A 25,732-nucleotide genomic window follows, 5' to 3' on the forward strand; every position below is an offset into this window, starting at 1 on the left:
AGCGGGTTGACTGTGCCGTATCCCGCTTACTTCAAACTTACACTTCTGCTTCCCACGAAAACGCCATGCGGATCCTGTTGGCCGAAGACGACCTGATTATTGCCGACGGCCTGTGCCGTGCGCTGAAGAAAGCCGGCTATGCGGTGGACCATGTCCCCAATGGTGCCGATGCCGATGCTGCTCTGCTGGTTCAGACCTTCGACCTCCTCATTCTGGATCTGGGGCTTCCCAAACTGGTCGGTATCGAAGTCCTGCGGCGCCTGCGCTCCCGCAAGTGCGCCATGCCCGTGCTCATCCTCACTGCTCAGGATGGCATCGAGGATCGGGTGCGTGGCCTGGATGCGGGGGCTGACGACTATCTGACCAAGCCCTTTGCGCTGCCCGAACTGGAGGCGCGCGTCCGTGCCCTGACCCGACGCGGAACCGGCCAGGCGAGATGCATCGAATATGCCCGGCTGGCTTATGATCAGGCGGACAGGGTCGTCAAGATTGACGGTCAGGTCGTCGAACTGTCTGCGCGTGAAGTCGGGTTGCTCGAGGTGCTGCTGCTGCGTGCAGGGCGTCTGGTGAGCAAGGAGCAACTGGTCGATCACCTGTGTGGCTGGGGTGAGGAAGTCTCCAACAATGCCATCGAAGTGTATGTGCATCGCCTGCGCAAGAAACTCGAGCAAAGCGGTGTGCAGATCGTGACCGTAAGAGGGCTGGGTTACTGCCTGGAAAAGCCTGATGTGGTCGCCTAGATGGCGTAAGGTGGCAGAAGAGGATGCCACTGATGGCAAGGCCTTCAACTCCCTGTTTGGGGAGATTCTCGACTGGATGCTGGCCCCCCTGCTGTTTCTGTGGCCAATTTCCATCATCGTCACCCACAACGTCGCCAACAGCATCGCCAACCAGCCCTACGACCAGGCCCTGGCGGTTAACGTGCGGGCCATCGCCCGTCTGGTCAAGCTCGAGAACGGGCAGGCCCGGGTGAACTTTCCTGCGCCGGCGCGCCTGATCCTGCGGGCTGACGAGGACGACACCGTGTATTACCAGGTGCTGGGCTTCAAGGGCGAGCTGCTGGCCGGTGACAAGGATATTCCCCCGATCGCCGCGCCGGAGAATGTGGTTCCCGACCTCGTGATGTTTCGCGATGAATCCATTGCAGGTGAAGAAGTGCGGGTGGCCTATCAGTTCGTACAGCCCATGGATAGCGTCCCTTCCAGGCTCGTGCTGCTCCAGGTCGCCGAAACGCGCAACAAGCGCAGCACCCTTGCCTCCCGGGTGGTGACGGGTGTGCTTCTGCCCCAGTTCGCCATCATCCCGATCGCGGTCATCCTGGTCTGGCTCGGCCTGTCCCGCGGCATCGCGCCCCTGAACCAGCTCCAGCGCCTCATCCGTCGCCGCCGCCCTTCCGATTTGTCGCCCATCTCGGTATCGGGGGTTCCGGAGGAGGTCCGGCCGCTGATCATTGCCTTCAACGAGATGATGGCCCGCCTGGAGGAGAATCTTCAGGCTCAGCAACGTTTCATCGCCGATGCGGCGCACCAGATGCGGACCCCGTTGACCGGCCTGCGCATGCAGACAGATCTCGCCCTGATGGAAACCGACCCCGCCCAGGTGCATCGGTCCCTGGTACATATCTCCCAGAGTGCGGAGCGAGCCGGGCATCTGATCAATCAGCTGCTCTCCCTTGCCCGGGCTGAAGCCAGTTACGAGAAAATCTATGCGGTGGAGCGGGTGGATCTGGAGGTGCTGCTGCGGGCAATGCTGAGTGATTTCTTCCCGCGCGCCAGACAGAAGAACATTGATTTTGGCCTGGAAACCACCGGCGAGCCGCTGATGATTGACGGCAACCCGGTTCTGCTTGGCGAACTGGTCAAGAATCTGATCGACAACGCGATCAAGTACACCCCTGGCGGGGGCTGCGTGACGGTTCGTACCATCGCCACGGAGCGCGCCATCCTGGAAGTGGAAGACACGGGTATTGGCGTGCCGGATGTGGACCGGGAGCGGGTTTTCGAGCGTTTCTATCGTGTGCTTGGAAGCACCGAAAGCGGTTCCGGCCTTGGCCTACCCATTGTCCGGGAGATTGCGGAGCTTCATCGCGCCAAGGTCAGCCTCATACCCAATCCCAGCGGCAAGGGTACTATCGCCCAGGTTGTCTTTCCGCGCAGCCGTGCGGGTGAGGACACCTTGACGCCTGAACCCCGTGCCCTCGCAGAACAGTTTCCCCCTGCATGAAGCGTGTCGATCCAGGGCTGCAAGAAATTGCATTTTCCCTTTGACGTGGGGCGATACCTTGCCTATAATGCGTTCCTCGTTGGCCAGTTAGCTCAGTTGGTAGAGCAGCGGATTGAAAATCCGCGTGTCCGTGGTTCGATTCCGCGACTGGCCACCAAGTAATTCAAGTAAAAACGCCGATCCATGTGGTCGGCGTTTTTACGTTCACGTCTTGATTGCCTGCATTTGCCGCTTGCGGCATTGGTCGTCGCTGCTGGTGGGCGCACATCGTGCCGTGCCAGGTATTTCCGCCCTCTATATCGGGGCAGGCTGGTGGAGCGATTGGAGCCCTGCCACCTGTGTGGCTAAACTGTACGCATCGTCAATAGCCCTGCAGGACATGCCCTGGTCCGGGTGTTCGAGCCAGGCGCGGCCCTTGCCAGCGTTCATGAAGCCAACCGTTCCTTTTTCGACCGCTCACCCGGCTTTTCTCCGCTGGCAGCAAGCTTGCGCGTCCGCTCGCCATGCCGACTGCCTGCTCCTCGCAGAGGAGATTGCCGGGCAGTGGGGAAATGATGGACTGGCGCTCCAGTTGCTGGGGGTTTCCCAGATGCTGATGGGGCATTTTCTGAAGGCCGTGCCAATACTCGAGCGGGCCTGCGCGCTGCGGAAGAACGATCCGCTGGTCTGGGATAACTACGGTGCCGCCTTGCAGCATGCGGGTCAGCGGGGCGGTGCGGCTCGCGCATTCCGACGCAGCCTGCAACTGGATCCGCGAGCGGCAGGGGTCTGGTGCAATGCGGCGACCAACGCGGTCCAGGATGGACAGCCGGAGGAGGGGCTGCGCCTGGCGGCACGGGCGCTGTCTCTGGATCCACGTCTGCCGCTCGCGCATGTGGCGCTGGGCACGGCACACGATGCAGCCGGACATCCGGCGGATGCGGAGGTGGCCTACCGCGCCGCCCTGGCTATTGATCCCGCCTGCGTGCCGGCGTTGACCAATCTGGGGCGCGTCTTGCAGGAGCGGGGCGACAATCGGGCTGCCTGCACGGTCCTCGAAAAGGCGGTCGCCTTGTCGCCGGGGTCGGTGGAGGGGAACGCCAATCTTGCTCTGGTTTGCAGCATGATGGGTGAGCTGGGGCGTTCGGCTGAGGCCTATCAGCGGGTGCTCGACAGCAAGCCCGATGCTTTTTTTGCGTGGAGTGGGCTGCTGTATTGCCATGCCCACGATGAGGCGCAGTCGCCGGAGGCCCTGTTCGCCGCCCACCGGGCGTTCGGCGAGGCGCTCGAAGCAAGCAGCTTGGTGGCGGCCGGTCATGAAAACGTGCGCGACCCCGAACGCCGCCTGCGCATCGGGTTCGTTTCTGCGGATCTGTGTGAGCACCCGGTTGCGCGTCTGATCGAGCCGATCTGGCGCACGCTCGACCGCGGAGCCTTTGCCATCCACGCTTACTTCAATCGTCGTGGGGCTGATGAGGTCAGTGTTCGCCTGCGTGGGTATTGCGATGTGTGGCGAGAGGTTGCCGGGATGAGTGATGCCGCCTTGAGCGCGTGCATCCGCTCGGATGCGGTGGATATCCTGGTCGACCTGTCCGGACACACGGCGGGGAATCGCCTTCCCGTTTTTGCCATGAAGCCGGCGCCGGTTCAGGTGGCGTGGATCGGCTATCCCGGAACGACAGGCCTGCGCGCTGTCGATTACCGGCTGGTTGATCCGGTGGTTGCACCGCCGGGGCGACTCGATGCCGGCTTTACCGAGCATCTGGCCTATTTGCCTGCCATGTCGGTGCTGGAGCGGCCGGATGACTTGCCGCCCGTGGCGCCGGCGCCCTTTCTGGCACGGGGCGCCATCACTTTTGGCAGTTTCAACCGTATGAACAAGATTGGCGATGGCTGCCTCCGCATGTGGGCCCGCCTGCTGGATGAGGTACCCGGGGCGCGCCTGCTGGTCGGGGGTGTTTCCGATGGCGACGGGGAGCGGATCGAGGCGCGATGCGTGGCCTGTGGCCTGGATCCGGCCCGGGTCGAGCTGCGGCCGCGGGTGCCGTTGGCGGCCTATCTCGAGCAGCATGCGGAGGTCGACATCCTGCTCGATACCTTTCCGTTCTCGAGTGGTACGACCGCCAATTACGGGCTGTGGATGGGGGTTCCGACGATCACCCTGGCCGGGAACTCCCTTCAGCAGCGCCAGTGTGCCAGCCGCCTGCACCGGGCTGGTCTGGCGGATTTCGTGGCGGAAACGGAGGCGGAGTATCTCCGGATTGCCGTGCGCCGGGCTGGCGATGCTGCGGCACTGGCTGCGCTGCGCCCGACGATCCGGGCGCGCATGCAGGCCGACATGGATGTGCTTCCGGTGGAGATGTCTGCTGCGCTGGGAACGCGTCTGCGCCAGATGTGGGAGCGCTGGTGTGCGGGCGAGCCGCCCTCCGTCCTGCGTTGAGTTGTACCCCTCTGGGTTTATCCGGCCGCACGCAGTCCGAGCCGCTGCCGTAGCCTGGCGGGGCTTTCCAGCGGTCGTTCCAACTCGGCGGCGAGACGCAGCATGCGCTTGATCAAACCGACGTTGCTGGCGGCCTCGCTGCGGCCGCTGTCCATCCACAGATTGTCCTCAAGGCCGATCCGGACCCCATCGGTAAGCAGCAGGCCCAGCGTATTGGCTGTGAGCTGGCTGCGGCCGATACCGGCAAGGGCTGTCACGCTGCCATCCGGCAGATTGGCGAGCAGCGCACCGAGGCTGAGCGGGTCGGCCTGGGCTCCGGCGATGTTGCCGAGCAGCAGGTTGACGTAGGGTGCGCGGGGAATGAGCCCTTCCCGCGAGAGCACCCGGCCGAAGTTCGCCATGCCCAGGTCGAACACTTCCAGCTCGGGCAGGATGCCGCGCGCCTGCATGTGTGCGGCGAGCTGTCGGATGGTGTCCGGCGCATTGATGCTGGCGGACTGAACGAAATTCAGGGAGCTCAGGGTGAGGCTGGCCATGTCCGGCTTTGCGTCGCCGTCGAGATCGAGGACCCGTGCCCGCGACGCAAAGGACGCATCCTTGCGGCCACTGGTCGTGACGCACAGGATGGCTTCACGGCCGCCAGGCAGGGCGCGGATCGATTCGATCAGGCGAGCGTAGGCTTCAGGGTCACCGGTCTGCACGCCTTCCGGGTCGCGGGCGTGGAGGTGCACCATCTGCACACCGAGTTCCAGGCAGCGGGCAACGTCATCGACGATCTCCGCGTGGCTGAGCGGGACATGCGGGTTCATCGCGCGGGTCGGGATGACGCCGGTGCAGGCCAGGTTGAGGATCAGGGGATCACCGCTGCGCATGTCAGCCTCCGGTCACATCGAGGGCGCTGCGGCCCGCTTTTTTGGCCGGATTGCCCACGTAAACACCGTCGGCCTCGGTGTCGCTGACGACGACCGCGCCGGCACCGATGAAGCTGCGTTCGGCAATGGCAAGGCCGTCGCGCAGGACGGCCCCGACACCGATGAAGGATTGCGCACCGATGGAGACATTGCCGCCCAGCGTTACGCCCGCCGCCACGAAGGCGTGGTCGCCGACGACGCAGTGGTGCGAGATATGGGCCGCACTGCGGATGATCGCGTTGTCGCCGATCCGGGCAAAGGGCTGGATGATCGCGTGTTCGTAGATCAGGGTGTTCTCGCCCACTTGAAGATCCGGCCAGACGCTCGCGCGGCTCGAAACGTAGCTTGCGAACCGGTAGCCGCGTGCCTTGCCCTCGAGGTAGCGGTCACGCCGGATGCTGTTGATGGCGTGATAGCCCAGGGGGATGATCAGATGTGCAGCCTCGGGGGGATGGCTTGCCTCGAGGTCCTCGAACGGCAGGACGGGCAGCCCCTCGTGCGTGTCTGCGTTCAGGAATCGTTGATCGACGGTGAAGGCAACGACTTGGTAAGGGCTGTCATGGGTAAGGCAATACCATGCCAGGCTGGCGAACGTGTTGTTGCCGAAGACGACGAGTGGAATGCGGCTCATTGAGGCACGCTCCAGGTGAGTGCCACCAGAATTCTCGAAGTCCAGAGTACAACATGTTGTTTCGCCCGAGGGAAGAGCCCGCAGCCATCATGGGGGCGGGCCCTTGGAGGTTGGCCCTGCTGAACGGCTTGTGGGTGGTGCCCTCGTTTCCCCCTCAGGAAGCGCCTGCCGCTGCCGGCGGTTTCCTTCGGGGGCTGTGGCTCAGAGGATCTGGCCGGCGAAGACTTCCTTGAAATAGGCTTCGAAGTCGAGCAGCCCGGCCGTGCGGGTGGCAAGGGCCTTGCGTTCGTCGGCGACGCGCTCGTTCAGCGGAGTCGTGATGAGTCTGCGGAGGTAGTCGAGGTTCATCTTGTTCTCCTTGTGTCATGGCAGAAAGGGCGCGGTCCGGTTTCCGGCAGAGGGGAGGGTTGTCAGAGACCGGACCTTGCTGTGCGCCTGAGCTAAATGTAGGTTTTGTGTTGCATTGCAGCAAACCACGTTTTCTGATGCTACGATTAAGTTTTACTTGATCGAAAACGTCATGGGCTATCGATTGCCGCCGCTGCCTGCCCTGCGTGCCTTTGAGGCGGCGGCACGCCATCTGAGCTTCAAGCGGGCGGCGGAGGAGTTGTTCGTCACCCCGGCTGCGGTGAGCCTGCAGATCAAGGCGTTGGAGGCTTATGTCGGCGCGCCGCTGTTTCGCCGTCTGCCTCGGGTGCTCGAGCTGTCGGAACACGGGAGGGGCTGGATTGCCTGGCTGCCGCGGTCGAGCTTGTGCGGGATCGGCCTGAGGGGCTATTGACCATCCATGCGCCGCCGTCCTTCGCCCAACGCTGGCTGGTGCCGCGCCTGTCCCGTTTCAACAGCCTGCACCCCGACGTGGAGCTGCGCCTGGCCAGCGATGTGTGCAACATCGACGGCCTGGGACGCAGTGCGGAGGGCTTGCTGACGGATCCACGGGAAGCGGGCAGTGCCGTGGCGGTGCGCTTCGGGCTTGGCGACTATCCGGGCCTCTGTCGTGATGTCTTGCTGGCCCCCGCCTATGTGCTGGTGTGCAGCCCGGCGTTGCTGGCTCGAACGGGGCCATTGGCCACGCCAACAGACTGGGGGCGACAGGTTTTCATCCATGACGAGTCGATCCCCGACGAGGCGATGCGGCCGAGCTGGGCGGAGTGGTTCCGTCTGGCAGGCGTGGCGAACGTGGACGCCAGCCGCGGCCCGCGTTTCTCAAGTGCGGTGCTGGTGCTGGAGGCGGCCATGGGGGGACAGGGTCTGGCCCTTGCCTTGTGGCCGCTGGTTGAGGCGGATGTCCGGTCGGGGCGCCTGGTGATGCCGGTCGCCACGATGCTGCCATCCCGCTATGTGTACAGCCTGGTGGTGCCGGAGGCACTGGCCGGGCGCACGCTGGTAAGAGACTTCCGTGCGTGGCTGCTGGCGGAGGCCGAGGTGCCTGCAGCGCTCACGACGCCATGAGGGGCTGCGTGCCGAAGGCGGGGCCTGCCCCTTTGTTCGATACCGTGGGGTCTTCGTGCGTCTGCCTTGATCCAGCCCCTGCTGTGCGCAAAAGGTCGGGTGATATAATCGCCGGCTGAAAAATTCCGCCCCTGCCTGGCGCCACCCATGCAGCTGTTTGCCCTAGGACTGAACCACCACACCGCGCCGCTTGCCATCCGTGAGCAGGTGGCGTTTCGCCCTGAGCGGCTGGTCCAGGCGCTGGCGGATTTTGTCCAGGCCAAGCCGGTCAAGGAAGCGGCCATCCTGTCCACCTGCAACCGCACCGAGCTGTACTTTGCCACCCAGCAGCCCCGTCATGCGGCCGACTGGTTTGCGGAGTATCACCGGGTGGCCCTGCAGGACTTGTCGCCCTACTTGTATACGTTGCCCCAGCGGGACGCTGTGCGCCACGTTTTCCGGGTGGCCAGCGGGCTCGATTCCATGGTGATCGGTGAGCCCCAGATCCTCGGCCAGATGAAGGACGCCGTGCGTCAGGCGGAAGAGGCCGGCACCCTCGGCGCCACCATGCACAAGCTCTTTCAGCGCACCTTCTCGGTGGCCAAGGAGGTGCGCTCCACCACGGCGATCGGCGCCAACATCGTGTCCATGGCGGCGGCGGCGGTGCATCTTTCCGAGCGGATTTTCGAGCGGGTCAGCGACCAGCGAGTGCTCTTCGTGGGCGCTGGCGAGATGATCGAGCTGTGTGCCGCCCACTTCGGTGGCGAAAAGCCCCGCCGCATCACCATTGCCAACCGTACGCTGGCCCGGGCCGAGGCTGTGGCCCAGCGCTTCGGCGGTGATGTGCTGCGCCTGGACCAGGTGGGCGAAGCCCTGCCGGGTTACGACATCGTTGTCTCCTGCACGGGCAGCCCGCTGCCGGTGATCGGCCTGGGCGTGGTGGAGCGGGCGCTCAAGGCACGCCGCCGCCGCCCCATGGTGATGGTGGATCTGGCCGTGCCGCGGGATATCGAGCCCGAAGTGGCCGAGCTTGACGATGTGTTCCTGTACACCGTCGATGACCTGGCCCAGGTGGTTGATTCGGGTCTTGAATCGCGTCAGGCGGCGGTGGTCGAGGCGGAAGGCATCATTGATGAGCGGGTCGATGGCTTCCTGCACTGGCTTGATAGCCGCGATACCGTTCCGACTATCCGGGCCTTGCGCGAGCATGCCGACCAGCTGCGCCAGGCCGAGCTCGAACGGGCTGTGCGCATGCTCGCCCGGGGCGACGATGCCCACAAGGTTCTGGAGTCCCTCAGCCAGGGGCTCACCAACAAGCTGATGCATGCCCCCACCCGCTTCCTGAGCGACGCGGAAGGCGACCACCGTGGCGATTGCGCCCAGCTGGTCCGGCGTCTCTTCAATCTCTCCAAGGACCACTAGCCCGTCGGGCCAGCGTCCTCATGCCTGCGGCCGCAGGCCGGTATCCCCATGAAACAGCGAATCCGCGACAAGCTGGACAATCTTGCCGACCGTCTCCAGGAGCTCGACCGCCTGCTGGCCACCAGCGAGGCCGCCAGCGACATGGACAACTATCGCAAGCTGACCCGCGAACACGCCGAGATCACGCCGGTTGTGACCCTCTACCAGGCCTTCTGTCAGGCCGTCGCCGATGAAGCCACGGCAAAGGAGCTGATCGGCGATCCGGAGATGAAGGAGCTGGCCGAGCTCGAGCTCGAAGCCGCGCGGGAGGCCCAAGCACGGATCGAGGCCGATCTGCAGACGGCGCTCCTGCCGCGGGACCCGAACGACGAGCGCAATCTCTTCCTTGAAATCCGCGCCGGCACGGGTGGTGACGAGGCGGCGCTCTTTGCGGGCGACCTGCTGCGCATGTACACCCGCTACGCCGAACGCCAGGGCTGGCGGGTGGAGACCATTTCGGCCAGCGATGCCGAACTCGGCGGGTTCAGGGAAGTGATTGTCCGGGTGGCAGGCAACGGTGCCTACTCGCGGCTCAAGTTCGAATCGGGCGGGCACCGGGTGCAGCGCGTACCGGCCACCGAGACCCAGGGGCGCATCCACACTTCGGCTTGCACGGTGGCGGTCATGCCCGAGGCGGATGAGGTCGGGGACGTGGAGCTCAACCCCGCGGACCTGCGCATCGACACCTTCCGGGCGTCCGGCGCCGGTGGCCAGCACATCAACAAGACCGATTCGGCCGTGCGCATCACCCACCTGCCCACCGGTATCGTGGCGGAGTGCCAGGACGGACGCTCCCAGCACCAGAACAAGGCCTCGGCCCTGCGCGTGCTGGCGGCCCGGATCAAGGACATCCAGGTGCGCGAGCAGCAGGCCCGGGAGGCCGCTACCCGCAAGAGCCTGGTGGGCAGCGGTGATCGCTCCGAACGCATCCGTACCTACAACTACCCCCAGGGGCGGCTGACCGACCACCGCATCAACCTGACCCTCTACAAGCTGGATGCGGTCATGCAGGGGGAATTGGACGAAGTGCTGGCGGCCCTGACCGCCGAGCACCAGGCGGAATTGCTGGCGGCGCTGGCGGACGAGGGGCACTGAGGGTGGCATTGGCGAACATCGGTGAGGCCCTGCAGGTGGCACGGGGCCGCATTCCGGCCAGCGAGGCGCGCCTCTTGCTGGGCAAGCTGCTGGGCTGTTCCACCGCCCAGATCGCCGCCTATCCGGAGCGGGGGCTCGCCGAGTCGACGGCGGCCCGTTTTGCCGACCTCCTCGAGCGCCGCGCTGCCGGTGAGCCGGTGGCCTACCTGCTGGGGCTGCGGGAGTTCTTCGGGCGCGATTTCCAGGTGACGCCGGCGGTGCTGATTCCCCGCCCAGAGACCGAGCTCATCGTCGAGCTGGTGCTTGGTCGAGTGGCGGAAGGTGCGGCGCCGAAGCTTCTCGACCTGGGGACCGGTAGCGGCGCACTGGCGGTCACACTGGCCCTCGAGCTGCAACTGGCCCGGGTGATGGCGGTTGATGTTTCGGCTGCGGCCCTCGAGGTGGCAGCGCAGAATGCAGAGACCCTCGGGGCCCGGGTGTGCTTCATCGAGAGCGACTGGTTTGCGGCGGTGGAGGAGACGGGTTTCGATTTCATCGTCAGCAACCCCCCTTACATCGCTGCCGGCGATCCGCATCTGGCGGAGGGGGATGTGCGTTTCGAGCCCGCGGGCGCGCTCGCATCCGGGGTTGCCGGCCTTGACGATCTGGCCCGCATCACGGCGACAGCGCCGGCTTTCCTGGTGCCCGGCGGCTGGTTGATGATGGAGCATGGATACGATCAGGCCGCCGCCGTCCGCGGTTTGCTCCGGGAGGCCGGTTTCGATTCGGTGACTTCGGCTCAGGATCTGGCCGGAATCGAGCGGGTCAGCCTTGGCTGCTGGCCCCGTTCTTGACGCGCCGCTCAAGCAGGCCTAGACTTTTCCGACTGAATTGCTCAACTATTGCGAGACAAAGATGGACGTCCAAAAGATCATTCACGACCAAGTTACCTCCAACCCGGTGGTTCTGTACATGAAGGGCTCCCCGGCCATGCCCCGCTGCGGCTTCTCGGCTAACGCCACGCAGATCCTGCGTGCCTGTGGCGTGACCGAGTTTGTGGCGGTTGACGTGCTGGCCGATGAGGCCATCCGCCAGGGCATCAAGGAATACGCCAGCTGGCCGACCATTCCCCAGCTCTACATCAAGGGCGAGTTTGTCGGCGGGTCGGACATCATGCGCGAGATGTATGAGTCCGGTGAGCTGAAGAAGCTCCTCGACGGCGTGGCCTGAAAGCTCGCACTCCCAAAAAAGGCGGCTCAGGCCGCCTTTTTTTCGTCCATCGGCGGCAACTCTTCCAGCTTGGGGGGAAAAATGGCCTTGTGGGCGAGGTGATAGGCCAGCAGCAGGGGGGGCATGCGCAGCCAGTGGGCCCGGATGTACAGGGCCTTGCGGGCCAGGGGGGTGAGGCGGTCTGCGGTGCTGGGATGCTGGGGGCGCAGCATCCGGCTGTAAAGCAGGTCCAGCAGGCGCTGCCCTGCACTGCCCGTGGTGTCATTGCCCACCTGTTTGCCGATGCGTGCCGGGATCGGGGTGTTCAGCAGACTCTCTGTGTAGCGCAGGGCGAGACCGAGCGGGCCTGAGAGTTGCAGCCGTCCGGCCCGGGCAAGGAGGGCGTCCCAGGCTGTGTCGTCCCGGCCCAGGTGCTGCAGCAGCAGGTCCAGGTCGGTAAGGTCGCGCAGCAGGTTGTCCGGCTCGCCTTCATGGAACAGGTGCGAGGCGCTGTGCAGGATCAGGTCTTCCAGGGCCAGGGTACGGACGCCGGGCAGGTCGGGAATCTCCACGCTGGCTTCGATCAGCAGCCGCGCGTCGGGCTTGAGGCGGGCGGTGGGGGGCAGGATGGTGTGATGCACATCCAGGGTGGTGCCCCGGAAAATGTGGCGCATGGCCGGCAGTTCGTGCATCCAGCGGCGGTAGTAGCGCTGATCGTAGGCGTCGGTCACGCTGCTCTGCCAGCCAGTGAGCATCAGCGCCGATTCGGCCGCGTCGAGGCGTTCGTGGGGAACCAGAATGTCGATGTCGGCAAACAGGCGCCCCTGGGCTGCGGGCAGTTTTCCGGCCACGTAGGCCGCCCCCTTGAGCAGGATCAGGGGGATCTCGTAGGGCGCCAGCGCGTCGCGCAGGAGGCGGGCTTCACGACGGATCGAGTACTGCTGCTGGGTGGCCATGATGGCGCCGGACTGCAGGTGGTTGCGGGGGCGCTGTGGAATGTCTGCTTCCAGCCCGGCGGCGCACAGGCGCTCGTAAAGGCGGCCGAGCAGGTTGGCATGCCGCGTCTGGCGGATGAGCAGATCCCACTGGCTTGGGGAGAGTTGCAGGACGGACTGCGGATCGCGCAGGGCGGCGAGCAGGTGGTTCACGTTTCGTCCCCGGCAAGCTGCTCAAAAACGGCAATGGCGTCGTCCAGCCGGCTGTACTCGAAACTGAAGTTGCGGCACTGATCGACGGTACGGCCGACAGCCTCAAACCCCCGCGCACCAAGGATATGGTAGTTCATGGCGTTATCGGCCAACTGCATGAAGGCGGCACCGTTGCCCATGGGCGTGAGGCGGGCGTCGGAGCCAGCCTGGTAGCGGGGCAGCACCATCCAGGCGGCACGCGTTGGCGTGTCGACGGCCTCGACGCTGGCCTGCGTGGGGGCCATCAGGGCGACGGTGCCCTTGGTGGTGTCGAGCACCGGCTGGGTCAGGAAGGCATCCGGCGCGTAGTTGCGGATGATGTCGATGGAGGCGTTCTTGAGACTGACCGGGCGTGCCAGACCCATCAGCTCGCCGGTGTCCAGGCGGATCAGGGTGAGTTCGTCCGACAGCAGGCGCCAGCCGCGATTGACCAGAGCCGCGCACAGGGTGCTTTTGCCTGAGCCGGGTGGGGCGGGCAGGATGGCTGCCCGGTTGCCACGGGCCACCGACGCGGCGTGGATGACCAGAATGTGCTGGCTGTATGCCGTGATGCACCAGTTCAGCCCCCATTCGAGCATGGGCAGGGATTGATCCCGCGGGAGGGGCGTGAAGGGCTCGATGGAATCGACGATGAAGCGGGCCTGGGGGCGCAGCCAGCGCCGCACGCCGTGACCAGGCTGGATGCCGACGTGGAAATCCACGAATTGGGTGTCGTCGATCAGCGGGTGGTGGGCGTAAAGGCGGGAGAGTTCGCCGGCAATTTCCGGCACGCCGCTCTGCAGCCGGCAGTTGAAGGGGCCGGCGGCCAGTCGAATGCCGTCACCGGCCAGACGTTCGCTGAACTCTGCGGAGGAAAGCTCGCTGACTTTCAATGGGATGTGGCCTGGATTAGGCGGGCGTCGAGCAGGGCGTCGAGGGCAGTCCGGACCTGACTACGGCATTCGGCAGGGTTTGCGTCCGGTTCTTCGTGCAGGACCGCCTGGTTCAATGCGTCTTCGGAGAGCCGTCGTCCCGGGGTCGAGAGCTGGTCGAGGATGAAGCGGGTGATGGGCGCGAGTAGGAGCGTTTCACCCGCGTGGGGGTCGAAACGCACCCAGCCCTCGTCGACACTTTTCCAGAGAATGCTGGGCAGGGCGTCGAAGAGGGCGTCGCAGGCGGCGTAGTGAATGCCGGCAGAGGGCAATGCGCTTGGCCGGATCTCAGGACAGAACGTAGTCCAGGTAGGCTTCGACTTCGGCGGCATCCCAGGAGTCGCCAGCGCTGGCGGGGTAGTTGCCGCCGATCACGCCGAGGTTCCACATGTCCTTGACGGTGGCGGGGGGCAGGAAGCTGCCCGCTTCGGCGCTCAGCAGGGCGGCGACGATCTTGGCGTGGACGTTGGTGTTCCCCTTGGCCAGTGCCTGACCGAAGGTTGTGACGCTGGTGTCGATGGAGGCGTTGAAGTTGGGGGGCGCGAAGGGCCGGTCCTTCTGCTCGACGGTTGCGTTGGTGTTCCAGAAATTCACGCCGTTCAGCTTGGGAGCGCAGGGGGTCGTACCGTTACGGCTGAAGTTGCCGGAAACGGAGAAGCCCGACGGCAGCTTGCAATTGGCGGCCAGCACCGGGGTGCTCTTGAGTGCGAGCAGAACCGGAGCACCAACCAGACCGGTCTGGATGAGTTTGCGGCGCTTGTTCTGGGTAGCGTTGACGCCGGCTTCGGTCGTGCGCTGCTCGGCAGAATTTTCGGGGTGTTCCAGATTCATCCTAAACCTCTTTGGACTTGCGCCGGACACGGCGCGCGTAAACGCAGTATAGGCGGACCAGGCTTTCACTTGTATGACCTATGCCCGCTCTTGGCTGATATTCTTTAAGCAAATCCTGTTCCAAAATGGGATTTTTCCCTTAGGGCAATGATTTTAAAAGAGAATAAAAAAATTGCCGCTGTTCTGCCGCGCCCCGGAAAGGGGGCGTGTCAAAAAAGTCGACACGCATCAGGGGTTTGCTGCGCTAGATGCTGGCGATGCGGCTGTTGGCCAGAGAGAGCCGGGACGACAGGACTTCCAGGAAACCCTTGTAGAAATGCATCTGGCACAGGGCGGAGGCCCGCAGCAGGGCGGGGGCGCGGATGGTGAGAATGCGTGTTTCGGCGGTGGCCTCGACCGAGGCGGTGCGGGCGCCGCGACCCGCGGCAAACAGGGCCATCTCGCCAAAGCAGTCGCCCGCGCTGAGGACGTTGAGCAGGTGCCCCTTCTTGACGATGCGCAGCGACCCTTCGATCACGAAGCAGAAATAGTTGCCCGGTTCGCCTTCCTTCATGACCACCGTGCCGGGCTCGAAGAGCTTCCATTCGGCAAAACGGACGATCTCCCAGATCTCGATGTCGCTGAACTCCCGGAAGAAGCGGAAGGCGCGCAGCCGCTCGAACTTCTCGCTGTCCGGCGGCTCACCCCGATCGGCGGTGAGGCTGCGGTTGCGATAGGCCTGGGCGAGGTCGTGGGAGAACTCCATCCAGGTGCCGTAGCGTTCGGAGATTTCCCGGCGCATGGCGCGGCCGACAATGGCGTTGAGTTCGGCGGGGATCTCCGGGCGGATGCTGACCGGCGGGGGGGCTTCGTGGTGGGCGATCTGGTACGCCATGTTCACGTTGCTGGTGGCATCGAAGGGCAGCCGGCCAGTGAGGAGCTGGTACATCACCACGCCGAGGGAGTAGATGTCGGTGCGGTGATCCACCGGCATCTCGCGCACCTGCTCGGGGGACATGTAGGCAGGCGAGCCGAAGCCTGCCACCTGGGTGGTCTCACTGGCGGTGAACAGTGCGGCGCCGAAGTCGGAGATCTTGATGTCCTGGCCTTCCGGCGTGGTCAGCAGGATGTTGGCGGGTTTGATGTCCCGGTGCGTCACGCCCTGCAGGTAGGCGTGATCGAGGGCCCGGGTGCACTTGAAGATGATCTCGATGAGGCGCTCGAAGGGCTGCAACTGGCCGGCGCGGGTGAAGGCTTCGAGGGTGCCGCCGGGAATGTACTCCATGACCACGTAGGCGTCGTGATCGTCGATCACTGCGTCGTGGATCTGGATGATGTGGGGGTGATGGAGCTTCCCTGCGAGGGCGGCCTCGTTGAGCAGCAGGTGGCGATACAGGGCGCTGCGCTCGCTGCCGCGCAGGGCTTCCGGGTGGAGGCGCTTGATGGCGACTTCCCGCTGGGTGAACGGATCGAAGCCAAGATAGACCTCGCTGGTGGCGCCTTCGCCAATCAGGCGGCTGATCTCGTACTTGCCGATCCGTTCCATGGGGGCGTCCTCAGGCGAGCTGGCCGCGGGCGCGGGCGATGGCGGCCCGGACCTGGGCGGGGGCGGTGCCACCGACGTGGTTGCGGGCAGCGAGGGAGCCCTCGACGGTGAGCACCCCGAAGACGTCTTCGCCCAGACGTTCGATGGCGCCGGGCACGTGGGCCATGGCGGTGCGGAGGTCTTCAAGCGGGATCTGCGGCAGATCGACACCCCGGACATCAGCGGCGCGCACGGCGAGGGCCACGGCTTCGTGGGCGTCGCGGAAGGGCAGGCCCTTCTTGACCAGGTAGTCGGCCAGATCGGTGGCGGTGGCGTAGCCCTGGGTGAGGGCAGCCTTCATGGCCTCGCCCTTGACGCGCACGTTGAAGACTTTCTGGCCGTTCTCGGTGCGGCTGCCCATCATGTCGGCGTAGATGCGCAGGGTGTCGATGGCGGTGTCAGCGGAGTCGAACAGCGGCTCCTTGTCTTCCTGGTTGTCCTTGTTGTAGGCCAGGGGTTGGCCCTTCATCAGGGTGAGCAGGGAGACCAGGTTGCCGTTGGCACGGCCGGTCTTGCCGCGGACGAGTTCGGGCACGTCGGGGTTCTTCTTCTGGGGCATGATCGAGCTGCCGGTGCAGAAGCGGTCGGCCAGGTCGATGAAGCCGACCCGCGGGCTCATCCACAGGATCAGCTCTTCGGACAGGCGCGACAGGTGGGTCATGAGCAGCGACACGGCGGCGCAGAACTCGATGGCGAAGTCGCGATCGGAAACCGCGTCCAGCGAGTTGAAGCACACTTCCTCGAAGCCCAGCAGCTCGGCCACGTATTCCCGGTCGATGGGGAAGGTGGTGCCTGCCAGGGCGGCGGAGCCCAGGGGCAGGCGGTTGACGCGCTTGCGACAGTCGGCAAAGCGCTCGGCGTCGCGGCGGGTCATCTCGTAGTAGGCCATCAGGTGGTGGCCGAAGGTGACGGGCTGGGCCACCTGCAGATGGGTGAAGCCGGGCAGCGGGGTGTCGGCGTGGTGTTCGGCCAGGTCGAGCACGGCCAGCTGGAACTCGCGGATCAGGCCGAGGATGGTGTCGATGGCGTCGCGCAGCCACAGGCGGATGTCGGTGGCGACCTGGTCGTTGCGGCTGCGGCCGGTGTGCAGGCGCTTGCCGGCGTCGCCCACCAGGGCGGTCAGGCGCTTCTCGATGTTGAGATGGACGTCTTCGTCGTCCAGGTTCCAGTTGAACTCGCCGCGCTCGATTTCGCCGACGATCTGGGCCATGCCCCGCTCGATGTCGGCCAGGTCGGTGGCGCCGATGATGCCCTGACGGGCCAGCATCTTCGCGTGGGCCAGGGAGCCGCGGATGTCCTGGGCGGCCATGCGGTTGTCGAAGAACACGCTGGCGGTGTAACGCTTGACCAGGTCGGAAACGGGCTCGGTGAAGCGACCGGACCAGGCCTTGGCGGCGCCGTCCTGGGGTGCGGAGTGATCTGCCATAATTATTGATGCTCTCAGCGATAAGAGGGCCTGCGCCACGGAGAGAAGCCCGTGGATTCAAGGTTTTGGCCCGTTTTTTGACCCATGAGTATAAAGCAAAACCCGCGCCGCGCCGGCCGTGGCCGCTATGAAGGGACCTTGCCGGACTTCCGCAACCTGGGCGTCGTGCTGCGGATCGTGCTGCTGGTCAATGGCCTCGGGCTTGTCGCCACGCTGGTCCGCAACCGGGAGATGGCCTTGCTGGGTGAGGAGGTCCTCGACATGGCGGTGCGCGTCGAATTTCCCCTGATCCTGTCGGTGGCGGCCCTGTTCCTGTTGCGCTCCCCGCTGCAGCGCCTGCCCTATCACGCCGGGCTGTGGGTTGTGGGGGCGGTGGTGATGGGCGTTCAGCTGGGGGTTCAGGGCCTGCTGGAGCCCCTGGGCTACGGTGGCGTGGTGCGCCCGCTGCTGTGGTCGCTGGTGATGACGGGCTGTGTGATGACGTATTTCCACCTGCGGGGGGCTGCCCAGGCGCCCGTGCTGGCGGAAGCTCGCCTGCTGGCGCTGACGGCCCGCATCCGCCCGCACTTCCTGTTCAACAGCCTCAACGGTGTGCTGGGCGTGCTGCGCTCCAATCCGCGCCGTGCGGAGGAGGGGCTGGAGGAGCTCGCCGACCTGTTCCGGGCCCTGATGCAGGACAACCGCGAGCTGGTGCCCCTGGCGGATGAGATCGCCCTGTGCGAGCGCTATCTCAACCTGGAGCGCCTGCGTCTTGGTGACCGGCTGGAGGTGCTGTGGCGGCGGGATGCGGCGGCGGATGCGACCCTGGTGCCGCCGCTGTTCCTTCAGCCCCTGGTCGAGAACGCGGTGTATCACGGCATCGAGCCGGGTGCGGGCCCCGGCACCGTGTCGATTTCCATTGCCCGGCGCGGGCCGGAGGTGATCATCGAGATCGCCAATCCGGTGCTGGATGCCGAACGCCACCATGCTGGCAATCGCATGGCCGTCGATAATATCCGGGAGCGCCTGATGCTGTTCTTCGACCTGGAGGCGGCCCTCGACACCGAGCAGACCCGCGATGCCTACCGGGTGCGCATCCGCCTGCCTTTCCGGAGTGAACGATGAGTGATGACTTGCCCCTGGCCCCCCTGGCCGTGCTCCTGGTCGATGACGAGGCGCCGGCCCGGGAGCGCCTGCGCGATCTGCTGGGGGATCTGGCCGAGCAGCAGCCCACGCGCCTCGTCGGCATGGCGGCCAACGGTGTCGAGGCCCTGGCCCTGCTGGAGGCTCAGCCGGCCGATCTGGTGATCACCGACATCCGCATGCCGGTCATGGATGGCGTCGAGCTGGCGCGCCATCTGGGGCGGCTCGAACCGGCACCGGCGGTGATCTTTTCGACGGCCTACGATGAATATGCGGTGCGCGCCTTCGAGCTGGCGGCGGTGGACTATCTGCTCAAGCCGGTGCGCGCCGCCCGCCTGGCGGAAGCCCTGGCCAAGGCCCGCCGCCTGCGCCCCCAGGCGGACGAAGTGCTGCGCCGCATGGCCCCGGCCACCCGCAGCCATTTCAGCGTCAGCGAGCGCGGGCGCATCCTGCTCGTGCCGGTGTCCGGGGTGCTGTTCCTGAAGGCCGAGCAGAAATACGTGGTGGCGCACACCCGGGAGCGGGAGTACCTCCTGGATGAGTCCCTGGTGCAGCTGGAGGAGGAGTTTCCCCAGCGCTTCCTGCGCATTCATCGCAACTGCCTGATCGCCCGCCCCGCGGTCCGGGGGGTGGCCCGCGCGACCACGGGTGAGGACGGCGAGGCACACTGGGTGATCCTCCTGGAAGGACTGGCCGGGCAGCTGCCCGTCAGCCGGCGTCAGTGGCCAGCGGTGAAGGACGCCCTGGGCCTGTGAGCGGCGGCGGGGAACGTCGGTTTTGACGGGTGTTCCAAGGAGGGCTCCCGTACAATCCGCCCCATGGAAAAACCTGGCCTCACCCCCTCGCTTACCGCCTATCCCCGCCACCGCTCCGTATCGGGGCGGGCGCCCTTTCTGCCCATGTCCCGGGCCGAGATGGACGCCCTGGGCTGGGACGCCTGCGACATCATCATCATCACCGGCGATGCCTACATCGACCACCCCAGTTTCGGCATGGCCCTGATCGGCCGCGCCCTGGAGGCCCAGGGCTTCCGGGTCGGCATCATCAGCCAGCCCGGCTGGCACTCGGCCGAGGCCTTCCGGGCCCTGGGCAAGCCGCGCCTGTTCTACGGCATCACCGCCGGGAACATGGACTCGATGATCAACCGCTACACCGCCGACCGCAAACCCCGCTCCGACGACGCCTACACGCCCGACGCCGAGCCCGACAAGCGGCCGGACCGGGCCGTGGTGGTGTATGCCCAGCGCGCCCGGGAGGCCTACCCGGACGCCAATATCGTGATTGGCTCCATCGAGGCCAGCCTGCGCCGGATTGCCCATTACGACCACTGGTCCGAGAAGGTGCGCCGCTCGGTGCTGCCCGATTCCAAGGCCGATCTGCTGGTGTTCGGCTCGGGAGAGCGGGCGGTCATCGAGCTCGCCCATCGGCTGGCCGCCGGCGAGCCCATCGAGTCCATCCGCGACCTGCGCGGTACCGCCTTCATGGTCAAGCCCGGCTGGCGGCCGGAGGGCTTTGTGGAGGTCGCGTCCACCGACATCGACCGGCCCGGCCCCGTCGAACCGCACAGCGATCCCTACGCTATGGAGCCTGTAGGGGCGACTTCAGTCGCCCAGCCCACCACCCCACCCACCGCCCAACCAATCCGCATCGTCCCCGCCGCCGAGCGTGTCGCCGCGCGCAAGGCCGACCGGGCACGTCAGGTCATCCGCCTGCCCGCCTACGAGGTGGTCAAGGACGACAAGGTGATGTACGCCCACGCCTCGCGCACCTTCCACCTGGAATCCAACCCCGGCAACGCCCGCGCCATGGTCCAGGCCCACGGCGTGGGCCCCGGCTGCCGCGACGTGTGGCTCAATCCGCCGCCCGTGCCGCTCACCACCGAGGAGATGGACTGGGTCTTCGGTCAGCCCTATGCCCGGCAGCCCCACCCGAGCTACGGCGAGGCGCGCATCCCGGCCTGGGACATGATCCGCTTCTCCATCAACATCATGCGTGGCTGCTTTGGCGGCTGCACCTTCTGCTCCATCACCGAGCACGAGGGGCGCATCATCCAGAGCCGCTCGGAGGCCTCCATCCTCAAGGAGATCGAGGAGATCCGCGACAAGACGCCCGGCTTCACCGGCACCATCTCCGACCTGGGCGGCCCCACCGCCAACATGTACCGGATGGCCTGCAAGGACCCGAAGATCGAGGCCTCGTGCCGGCGCCTGTCCTGCGTGTTTCCGGGCATCTGCGAGAACCTCGGCACCGACCACGGCCCCCTGATCCAGCTCTACCGCAAGGCCCGGGCGATCCCGGGGGTCAAGAAAGTGCTCATCGGCTCGGGCCTGCGCTACGACCTGGCGGTGCGCTCGCCCGAATACGTCAAGGAACTGGTCACCCACCACGTGGGCGGGCTGCTCAAGATCGCCCCGGAGCACACCGAGGATGGCCCCCTCGACAAGATGATGAAGCCGGGCATCGGCACTTATGACCGCTTCAAGGAGATGTTCGAGCGATTCTCGAAGGAGGCGGGCAAGAAGCAGCACCTGATCCCCTATTTCATCGCCGCCCACCCGGGCACCACCGATGAGGACATGGTCAACCTGGCCTTGTGGCTGAAGGGCAACAACTTCAGGCTCGACCAGGTGCAGACCTTCATGCCGACCCCCATGGCCATGGCCACCACCATGTACCACACCGGCAAGAACCCGCTGCGCAAGGTGTCGGCCACGTCCGAACAGGTGGATACGCCCAAGTCCGGCCGCCAGCGCCGCCTGCACAAGGCGCTGCTGCGTTACCACGACCCCGAGGGCTGGCCCCTGATCCGCGAGGCCCTGCGGGCCATGGGTCGGGCCGACCTGATCGGCGCCCAGCCCCGGCACCTGGTGCCCCGCGACCAGCCGGTCGTCCTCGACCGCAGCCCGGCCGGCAAGCCGGGAGCCTCGCGCAAGAGCGGCGGCAAGGCCGACAGCCCGGTGGGCGCCCGGCGGGCCCCGCCGCCAGTGCGGCGTGGCAACGGAGGGGTGCGACGCGGGCCTGGAAAGTAAGCCGGGCGGGGCCGCCAACCGACGCCTGAAGCGGACTTGCTCCACGGATGCCGAGGCGGCTTTCCGGTTATTATCAGCGCCCAATGCCGGGCGGGTTTCTTCCGTCTCTCCCGTCGCGACACCTTTCGCAACGCGGCCGGCCCCCGAAATCTGAAATACTGCGGCACGACAATGGGCGGGCGGTAGTGCCTGCCCCCGAACCGTGACCAGGTTGGTGAAAGAGTGGAAAAATTCGTCTATCAATCTAGCCTGGCCGGGCGGATCGCGTCGTTGATCGACGTCGGGTTCGGCACTTTTCGCGGTTTTGTGCGGCTGGTGCTGGGGGAGCTGGCATACGTCGGCGGAAGCCTCCGGCCCTTCGTCCAGATCCAGCCGGAGCGGGTGAATCGCCTGGTTTTCGTGTGTCTTGGCAATATCAACCGGAGTGCCTTTGGCCACGCGGTTGCAGCCGGGCTTGGTGTCCGTGTCGTCTCTATCGGTCTCTCCACCACCACCGGGGCGCCTGCTTTCGAGAAAGCCGTCAGCACGGCGCCCGTCTATGGGGCCGACCTCGCCGGGCATCGCGCCACCGACTTCACCGACTACCGTTATCAGCCCGGCGATCTGCTGCTGGCGATGGAGGTCCGTCATGCCCACGAGCTGGTGCGGCGCGGCATCCCCGCCGAGGCGGTTGCCCTCCTCGGGCATTGGTCGCGCCCTCACCGGATCCACATCCATGATCCGCATCAGCACACCGACCAGTATTTCCGCACCTGCTTCGCGATCATCCATTCGGCGGTGATCAATCTCGTCGATGAACTCCGCCGGGCGGACAGCCCGTGCGTCAAGCCATGAACGTCTATCTGAGCTTCGATATCGAGGTCTGGTGCGGCAGCTGGGACGACCTCGATGGCCGCTTTCCGGCGAGCTTCGAACGTTACGTTTATGGTCGTTCACCGAAGGGTGACTATGCCCTGCCCAAGACCCTCGAAATCCTTGCGAAAAACGGCCTGAAAGGCGTGTTCTTCGTGGAGCCGCTGTTTGCGGCACGCTTCGGTGTCGACAAACTGGCGGTCATCGTCGACCTGATTCGCAGCGGTGGGCACGACATCCAGCTCCATCTCCACCCCGAATGGTCGGATGAGCTGACTCCCCTGCCTTTCCCGGGGGCAAACAGGAAGCGCCAGCACCTTTCCTTCTACACGCTGGACGAGCAGATCACCCTCATCCGCCTGGGGCTGGATCTGATGGCGCAGGTCGGCTGCGACAGGATCACGGCTTTTCGTGCCGGCAGCTTCGCCAGCAACGCGGATACCTACCGGGCACTGCGCACCTGCGGTATCGGCATCGACAGCAGCCTCAACGAGGTGAGTGCGGACAGTGGCCCCGACCTGCGCGGCACCCTCGATTTCACCCGTCCCCAGGCCTTCGAGGGCGTGGGCATCCTGCCGATGACGGTCTTCCGGGATGGCTCCGGGCGCCTGCGGCCGGCCCAGCTGGGGGCCTGCAGCTTCGCCGAGCTGCGCGAGGCCATGGAGTCCGCCTGCGCGGCTGGTACCGAGCACTTCGTCGTGCTGTCCCATAATTTCGAGATGCTGCGGCAGGGCAGCAGCGTGCCCGACGGCATCGTCGCGGGGCGTTTCGAGGCGCTCTGCCAATACCTGGGAACCCATCGGGAGCGCTTCCGGGTGGGGGCCATGGACATCCCGCCCGTGATCCGCCCTGCCGATGCGGGGGCTCGTCTGGCGTCCGTTTCCATGGGGGCAACGCTCAAGCGGCACGCTGAGCAGCTGGCTCGCCGAGTCCTTGGATGAGCCGCGATCTTGATCGCCCTGTCTTCACCCCTCAGGCTGTGGCCGAGCCCGCGCGGCGCCCAAGCGACAGGCCCATCCGGCCTTCGCAAGGGCTGCTGACGGCCTGGCCCGGTCATTGTCCTGGTCATGCATGAACCATGAACCGTTCCTTCTCCGTCTATCTTGACGTGGTCCGCTTCACGGCGGCCTTCCTCGTCTATCTCTACCACTCGAACCAGCGCTTCCTCTCCGAAGCCATGCTGCCCGCCAGCCATTACGGTCACAGCTCGGTGATCGTCTTCTTCGTGCTGTCGGGGTTCGTGATCGCGTTTGTCACGGCAACCAAGGAGTCGGCCTTGCCGGCCTATGCGGCGAGCCGGATCTCCCGGGTGTTCTCCGTCACGGTTCCGGCCATCGTGCTCACCGTGCTCCTTGATGCCATCGGGCGCCAGCTGATGCCGGACATCTACTCGGGCTACCCGTTTGATCAGTTCATTGCGCGCATCGGCGGCAGCTTCCTGCTGCTCAACGAGGTGTGGTTCATCTCCATCACCAGTTTCTCGAATGTCCCGTACTGGTCGATCTGTTTCGAGTTCTGGTACTACGTGACCTTCGCCATGGTGGTCTTCATGCCGAAGCGCATCGGCACCCTCGCCGCGCTGCTAGCCGGCCTGGCGATCGGGCCCAAGTTCATGCTCCTGGCGCCCCTGTGGTGGCTGGGCGTGCTGCTCTACCGCTGGCGTGCCACCGAGGACTGGTCGGGCCCGGTGTCAATGGCGCTGGCCGTGCTGTCCACCGCCGGGATCGTGGCCTTTCACGCCTTCGGTGTCAGTGAGTGGTGCTCCGACTGGCTGATGGGGGTGATCGGCAAGGAGAACCACCGCCAGCTCACCTTCGCCAAGTTCTTTGTCGGCGATTACATCCTCGGCGTGCTGGTCTTCCTCAACTTTGCCAGCATGCGCAACGTGCTGGCGCGCCATGGCCAGTCCCTGCTCCTGATCGAGCGACCGGTGCGGGTGGTGGCCAATTACACCTTCACGCTCTATCTGCTGCACCAGCCCCTGTTCCTGTTCTGGGGGGCGGTCGTCCAGGGCGACCCGGCCGGCCCGGGCTTCTGGCTGACGGTCACGGCGCTGATGCTCGTGACCGTCGGGGTGGTCGGGCATCTCACCGAGAATCGGCGCTACATCCTGCGGGACGCCCTGTTCCGACTGATCTCCCGCTCACCGCTGGCGCGCCCCGTGGGAGCCACCCGCCATGAATGACCTGTCCCGCATGCCGCCCTGCTATGTGCTGGGTATCGAGACGCAGATCGGCCTGAGCCTGATTCGTGAGCTGGGTGAGGCCGGCATCCCGGTGATCGGCATTGCCACCGACGCCGACGCCATCGGCCTGCGATCCCGCCATCTCGCCCACGGCGAGATGCTGCACAAGCCCCGGACCGAAGAAGGTCTGGCGGAGCTGCGGGCCATGGGCAAACGCCATGGGCGCGGCTATCTGTTGACCGTTTCCGAAGCCAATACCAGCTGGCTGATCGACAACCGGGACAGCCTGGGCAACATCACCCCCCTGCTGCCGTCAAAGCAGGCTTTCGAGATCGTGCTGGACAAGGCCCGCACCCTTGAGGCCGCCGAGGCCGTCGGCATCGACGTTCCCCAAAGTGCCAGCCCGACCGATTGGGCGGAGGTTGAAGCCCTGGCCCGGGATTTCCGTTTTCCGGCCGTACTCAAATGGTCGGACCCGAACGCCGTCGCACCGCGCCTGCGCGCCCACGGCATCGAGCTGGTGAAGGCCGAGTACGTCTATACGGCCGAAGAGTTTCTCGCGGTCGCCGAGCGTTACCGGCCCGTCGGAGAGTGGCCGCTGGTCCAGGAGTACTGCGCGGGGATGGGCCTCGGGCAGTTCTTCTTCATGCATCGCGGCAAGGCGGTGCGGCGCTTTCAGCATCTCCGGATTGCCGAGTGGCCGCCGGAGGGGGGTTTCTCCAGTGTCTGTGATGCGGTGCCCCTCGCGCAGTTTGTCGATTTGCAGGAGCAGTCCATCCGCCTGCTGCAGCACATCGGCTGGGAGGGGGTGGCGATGGTCGAGTACCGCTATGACCCGGCCAGCGGTCGCGCGGTGTTGATGGAAGTGAACGGCCGCTTCTGGGGCAGTTTCCCCCTGGCGATGTACTGCGGTGCGGGCTTCGGTCTGCTCTCCTACAGCCTGCAGGGGCAGGAGCGCATGCCCGACCTGCAGCCCCTGCGGGAGAACCTGCGCTGCCGGATGGTTGCAACCGAGGTGAAGCGCCTGAAGCGCATCCTCCTGGAACCCGGGCAGATTCGCGACCGGACCTTCGTAAGGCGTCCTCTCCACGAAATCCTGCGTTTCGCCGGAGACTTCCTGCGCCCCTCGGTGCGCTACTACGTGTGGAACCTGAAGGACATCAAACCCTTCATCCGCGATGTGAGGAACATGCTGGGCGTCTGACAGTCTGGCCGTTGACCGGCCGGCCGGGCTGATGCACCTTCCCCCCACAAACACAAGAATGC

At 65.6% G+C, this 25,732-nt stretch carries 25 protein-coding genes and 1 tRNA gene; 17 read left to right on the forward strand and 9 right to left on the reverse strand.

The window, feature by feature from the left end:
* Positions 1-65: 65 nt before the first annotated feature.
* From L6Q67_RS02655 to L6Q67_RS02670, 4 genes are all read left to right on the forward strand, one after another.
* Complete coding sequence (locus L6Q67_RS02655; protein ID WP_296564851.1) at positions 66-740, forward strand: response regulator transcription factor; 675 nt, start codon at positions 66-68, stop codon at positions 738-740.
* Positions 727-2,223 carry a sensor histidine kinase gene (locus L6Q67_RS02660; protein ID WP_296564853.1) on the forward strand — a complete coding sequence of 499 codons (1,497 nt, stop codon included), beginning with the start codon at positions 727-729 and terminating at the stop codon, positions 2,221-2,223. The genes L6Q67_RS02655 and L6Q67_RS02660 overlap by 14 nt, the downstream gene beginning before the upstream one ends.
* 81 nt (positions 2,224-2,304) lie before the next feature.
* Positions 2,305-2,380 (forward strand) — tRNA-Phe (locus L6Q67_RS02665).
* 270 nt (positions 2,381-2,650) lie between these two features.
* The gene (locus L6Q67_RS02670) at positions 2,651-4,642 is read left to right on the forward strand and encodes a tetratricopeptide repeat protein (RefSeq protein ID WP_296564855.1); all 1,992 of its coding nucleotides are present in this window, start codon (positions 2,651-2,653) and stop codon (positions 4,640-4,642) included.
* A gap of 17 nt (positions 4,643-4,659) precedes the next feature.
* Here the strand turns inward: L6Q67_RS02670 and L6Q67_RS02675 are convergent, their stop codons facing one another.
* The 3 genes from L6Q67_RS02675 to L6Q67_RS02685 all read right to left on the reverse strand — a co-directional run bounded on the left by L6Q67_RS02675 (position 4,660) and on the right by L6Q67_RS02685 (position 6,532).
* Positions 4,660-5,514: a 3-keto-5-aminohexanoate cleavage protein gene (locus tag L6Q67_RS02675; RefSeq protein ID WP_296564858.1), complete on the reverse strand. Its 855-nt coding sequence runs from the start codon at positions 5,512-5,514 to the stop codon at positions 4,660-4,662.
* 1 nt (position 5,515) lies between these two features.
* Positions 5,516-6,184, reverse strand: a complete 669-nt coding sequence (locus tag L6Q67_RS02680) for an acetyltransferase (RefSeq protein ID WP_296564861.1) — start codon at positions 6,182-6,184, stop codon at positions 5,516-5,518.
* Positions 6,185-6,385: 201 nt separating this feature from the next.
* Positions 6,386-6,532 (reverse strand): hypothetical protein, encoded by a 147-nt coding sequence (locus L6Q67_RS02685; RefSeq protein ID WP_296564863.1) that lies wholly within the window; start codon positions 6,530-6,532, stop codon positions 6,386-6,388.
* Positions 6,533-6,689: 157 nt separating this feature from the next.
* Between L6Q67_RS02685 and L6Q67_RS02690 the strand changes: the two genes are divergently transcribed.
* The 6 genes from L6Q67_RS02690 (at position 6,690) to grxD (ending at position 11,380) form a co-directional block, all read left to right on the forward strand.
* Entirely contained in the window at positions 6,690-6,965 is a 276-nt protein-coding gene (locus L6Q67_RS02690) for a LysR family transcriptional regulator (protein ID WP_296564866.1), read from the forward strand.
* On the forward strand, positions 6,962-7,636 hold the full coding sequence (locus tag L6Q67_RS02695) for a LysR substrate-binding domain-containing protein (protein ID WP_296564868.1): 675 nt from the start codon (positions 6,962-6,964) through the stop codon (positions 7,634-7,636). The genes L6Q67_RS02690 and L6Q67_RS02695 overlap by 4 nt, the downstream gene beginning before the upstream one ends.
* A gap of 147 nt (positions 7,637-7,783) precedes the next feature.
* The gene (gene hemA / locus L6Q67_RS02700) at positions 7,784-9,037 is read left to right on the forward strand and encodes a glutamyl-tRNA reductase (RefSeq protein WP_296564871.1); all 1,254 of its coding nucleotides are present in this window, start codon (positions 7,784-7,786) and stop codon (positions 9,035-9,037) included.
* A gap of 48 nt (positions 9,038-9,085) precedes the next feature.
* Positions 9,086-10,171: a peptide chain release factor 1 gene (gene prfA, locus L6Q67_RS02705; protein WP_296564874.1), complete on the forward strand. Its 1,086-nt coding sequence runs from the start codon at positions 9,086-9,088 to the stop codon at positions 10,169-10,171.
* A gap of 2 nt (positions 10,172-10,173) precedes the next feature.
* On the forward strand, positions 10,174-11,004 hold the full coding sequence (gene prmC, locus L6Q67_RS02710) for a peptide chain release factor N(5)-glutamine methyltransferase (protein ID WP_296564877.1): 831 nt from the start codon (positions 10,174-10,176) through the stop codon (positions 11,002-11,004).
* A gap of 61 nt (positions 11,005-11,065) precedes the next feature.
* A complete protein-coding gene (gene grxD / locus L6Q67_RS02715) occupies positions 11,066-11,380 on the forward strand; it encodes a Grx4 family monothiol glutaredoxin (protein ID WP_296564880.1) in 315 nt (104 codons plus the stop codon).
* A 26-nt stretch (positions 11,381-11,406) separates the two neighbouring features.
* Here grxD and L6Q67_RS02720 read toward each other — a convergent pair whose 3' ends face one another.
* The 6 genes from L6Q67_RS02720 to argH all read right to left on the reverse strand — a co-directional run bounded on the left by L6Q67_RS02720 (position 11,407) and on the right by argH (position 17,278).
* On the reverse strand, positions 11,407-12,507 hold the full coding sequence (locus L6Q67_RS02720) for a nucleotidyltransferase family protein (RefSeq protein ID WP_296564882.1): 1,101 nt from the start codon (positions 12,505-12,507) through the stop codon (positions 11,407-11,409).
* Positions 12,504-13,418, reverse strand: a complete 915-nt coding sequence (locus L6Q67_RS02725; RefSeq protein ID WP_296564885.1) for an HprK-related kinase A — start codon at positions 13,416-13,418, stop codon at positions 12,504-12,506. The genes L6Q67_RS02720 and L6Q67_RS02725 overlap by 4 nt, the downstream gene beginning before the upstream one ends.
* On the reverse strand, positions 13,415-13,729 hold the full coding sequence (locus L6Q67_RS02730; RefSeq protein WP_296564887.1) for a hypothetical protein: 315 nt from the start codon (positions 13,727-13,729) through the stop codon (positions 13,415-13,417). Before L6Q67_RS02730 ends, L6Q67_RS02725 begins: the two co-directional genes overlap by 4 nt.
* 16 nt (positions 13,730-13,745) lie before the next feature.
* Positions 13,746-14,288 carry a hypothetical protein gene (locus L6Q67_RS02735; protein WP_296564890.1) on the reverse strand — a complete coding sequence of 181 codons (543 nt, stop codon included), beginning with the start codon at positions 14,286-14,288 and terminating at the stop codon, positions 13,746-13,748.
* A gap of 244 nt (positions 14,289-14,532) precedes the next feature.
* Positions 14,533-15,813, reverse strand: coding sequence for a serine/threonine-protein kinase (locus L6Q67_RS02740; RefSeq protein ID WP_296564893.1), 1,281 nt, complete (start codon positions 15,811-15,813; stop codon positions 14,533-14,535).
* A 10-nt stretch (positions 15,814-15,823) separates the two neighbouring features.
* Positions 15,824-17,278 carry an argininosuccinate lyase gene (gene argH, locus L6Q67_RS02745; RefSeq protein ID WP_296564895.1) on the reverse strand — a complete coding sequence of 485 codons (1,455 nt, stop codon included), beginning with the start codon at positions 17,276-17,278 and terminating at the stop codon, positions 15,824-15,826.
* An 84-nt stretch (positions 17,279-17,362) separates the two neighbouring features.
* Here argH and L6Q67_RS02750 point away from each other — a divergent pair, with 84 nt between their 5' ends.
* The 7 genes from L6Q67_RS02750 (at position 17,363) to L6Q67_RS02780 (ending at position 25,670) form a co-directional block, all read left to right on the forward strand.
* Positions 17,363-18,382 carry a sensor histidine kinase gene (locus L6Q67_RS02750; RefSeq protein ID WP_296564898.1) on the forward strand — a complete coding sequence of 340 codons (1,020 nt, stop codon included), beginning with the start codon at positions 17,363-17,365 and terminating at the stop codon, positions 18,380-18,382.
* Entirely contained in the window at positions 18,379-19,155 is a 777-nt protein-coding gene (locus tag L6Q67_RS02755) for a LytTR family DNA-binding domain-containing protein (RefSeq protein ID WP_296564901.1), read from the forward strand. The genes L6Q67_RS02750 and L6Q67_RS02755 overlap by 4 nt, the downstream gene beginning before the upstream one ends.
* 144 nt (positions 19,156-19,299) lie before the next feature.
* On the forward strand, positions 19,300-21,429 hold the full coding sequence (locus L6Q67_RS02760; RefSeq protein ID WP_296565197.1) for a YgiQ family radical SAM protein: 2,130 nt from the start codon (positions 19,300-19,302) through the stop codon (positions 21,427-21,429).
* 222 nt (positions 21,430-21,651) lie between these two features.
* Positions 21,652-22,263 (forward strand): hypothetical protein, encoded by a 612-nt coding sequence (locus L6Q67_RS02765; protein WP_296564904.1) that lies wholly within the window; start codon positions 21,652-21,654, stop codon positions 22,261-22,263.
* Positions 22,248-23,222: a hypothetical protein gene (locus L6Q67_RS02770; RefSeq protein WP_296564909.1), complete on the forward strand. Its 975-nt coding sequence runs from the start codon at positions 22,248-22,250 to the stop codon at positions 23,220-23,222. The genes L6Q67_RS02765 and L6Q67_RS02770 overlap by 16 nt, the downstream gene beginning before the upstream one ends.
* A 137-nt stretch (positions 23,223-23,359) precedes the next feature.
* A complete protein-coding gene (locus L6Q67_RS02775) occupies positions 23,360-24,466 on the forward strand; it encodes an acyltransferase (protein ID WP_296564910.1) in 1,107 nt (368 codons plus the stop codon).
* Positions 24,459-25,670 carry a hypothetical protein gene (locus tag L6Q67_RS02780; RefSeq protein ID WP_296564922.1) on the forward strand — a complete coding sequence of 404 codons (1,212 nt, stop codon included), beginning with the start codon at positions 24,459-24,461 and terminating at the stop codon, positions 25,668-25,670. The genes L6Q67_RS02775 and L6Q67_RS02780 overlap by 8 nt, the downstream gene beginning before the upstream one ends.
* Positions 25,671-25,732 lie beyond the last annotated feature (62 nt).

The sequence above is a fragment of the Zoogloea sp. genome (assembly GCF_023150065.1).
In the GTDB taxonomy this organism is placed as follows: domain Bacteria; phylum Pseudomonadota; class Gammaproteobacteria; order Burkholderiales; family Rhodocyclaceae; genus Zoogloea.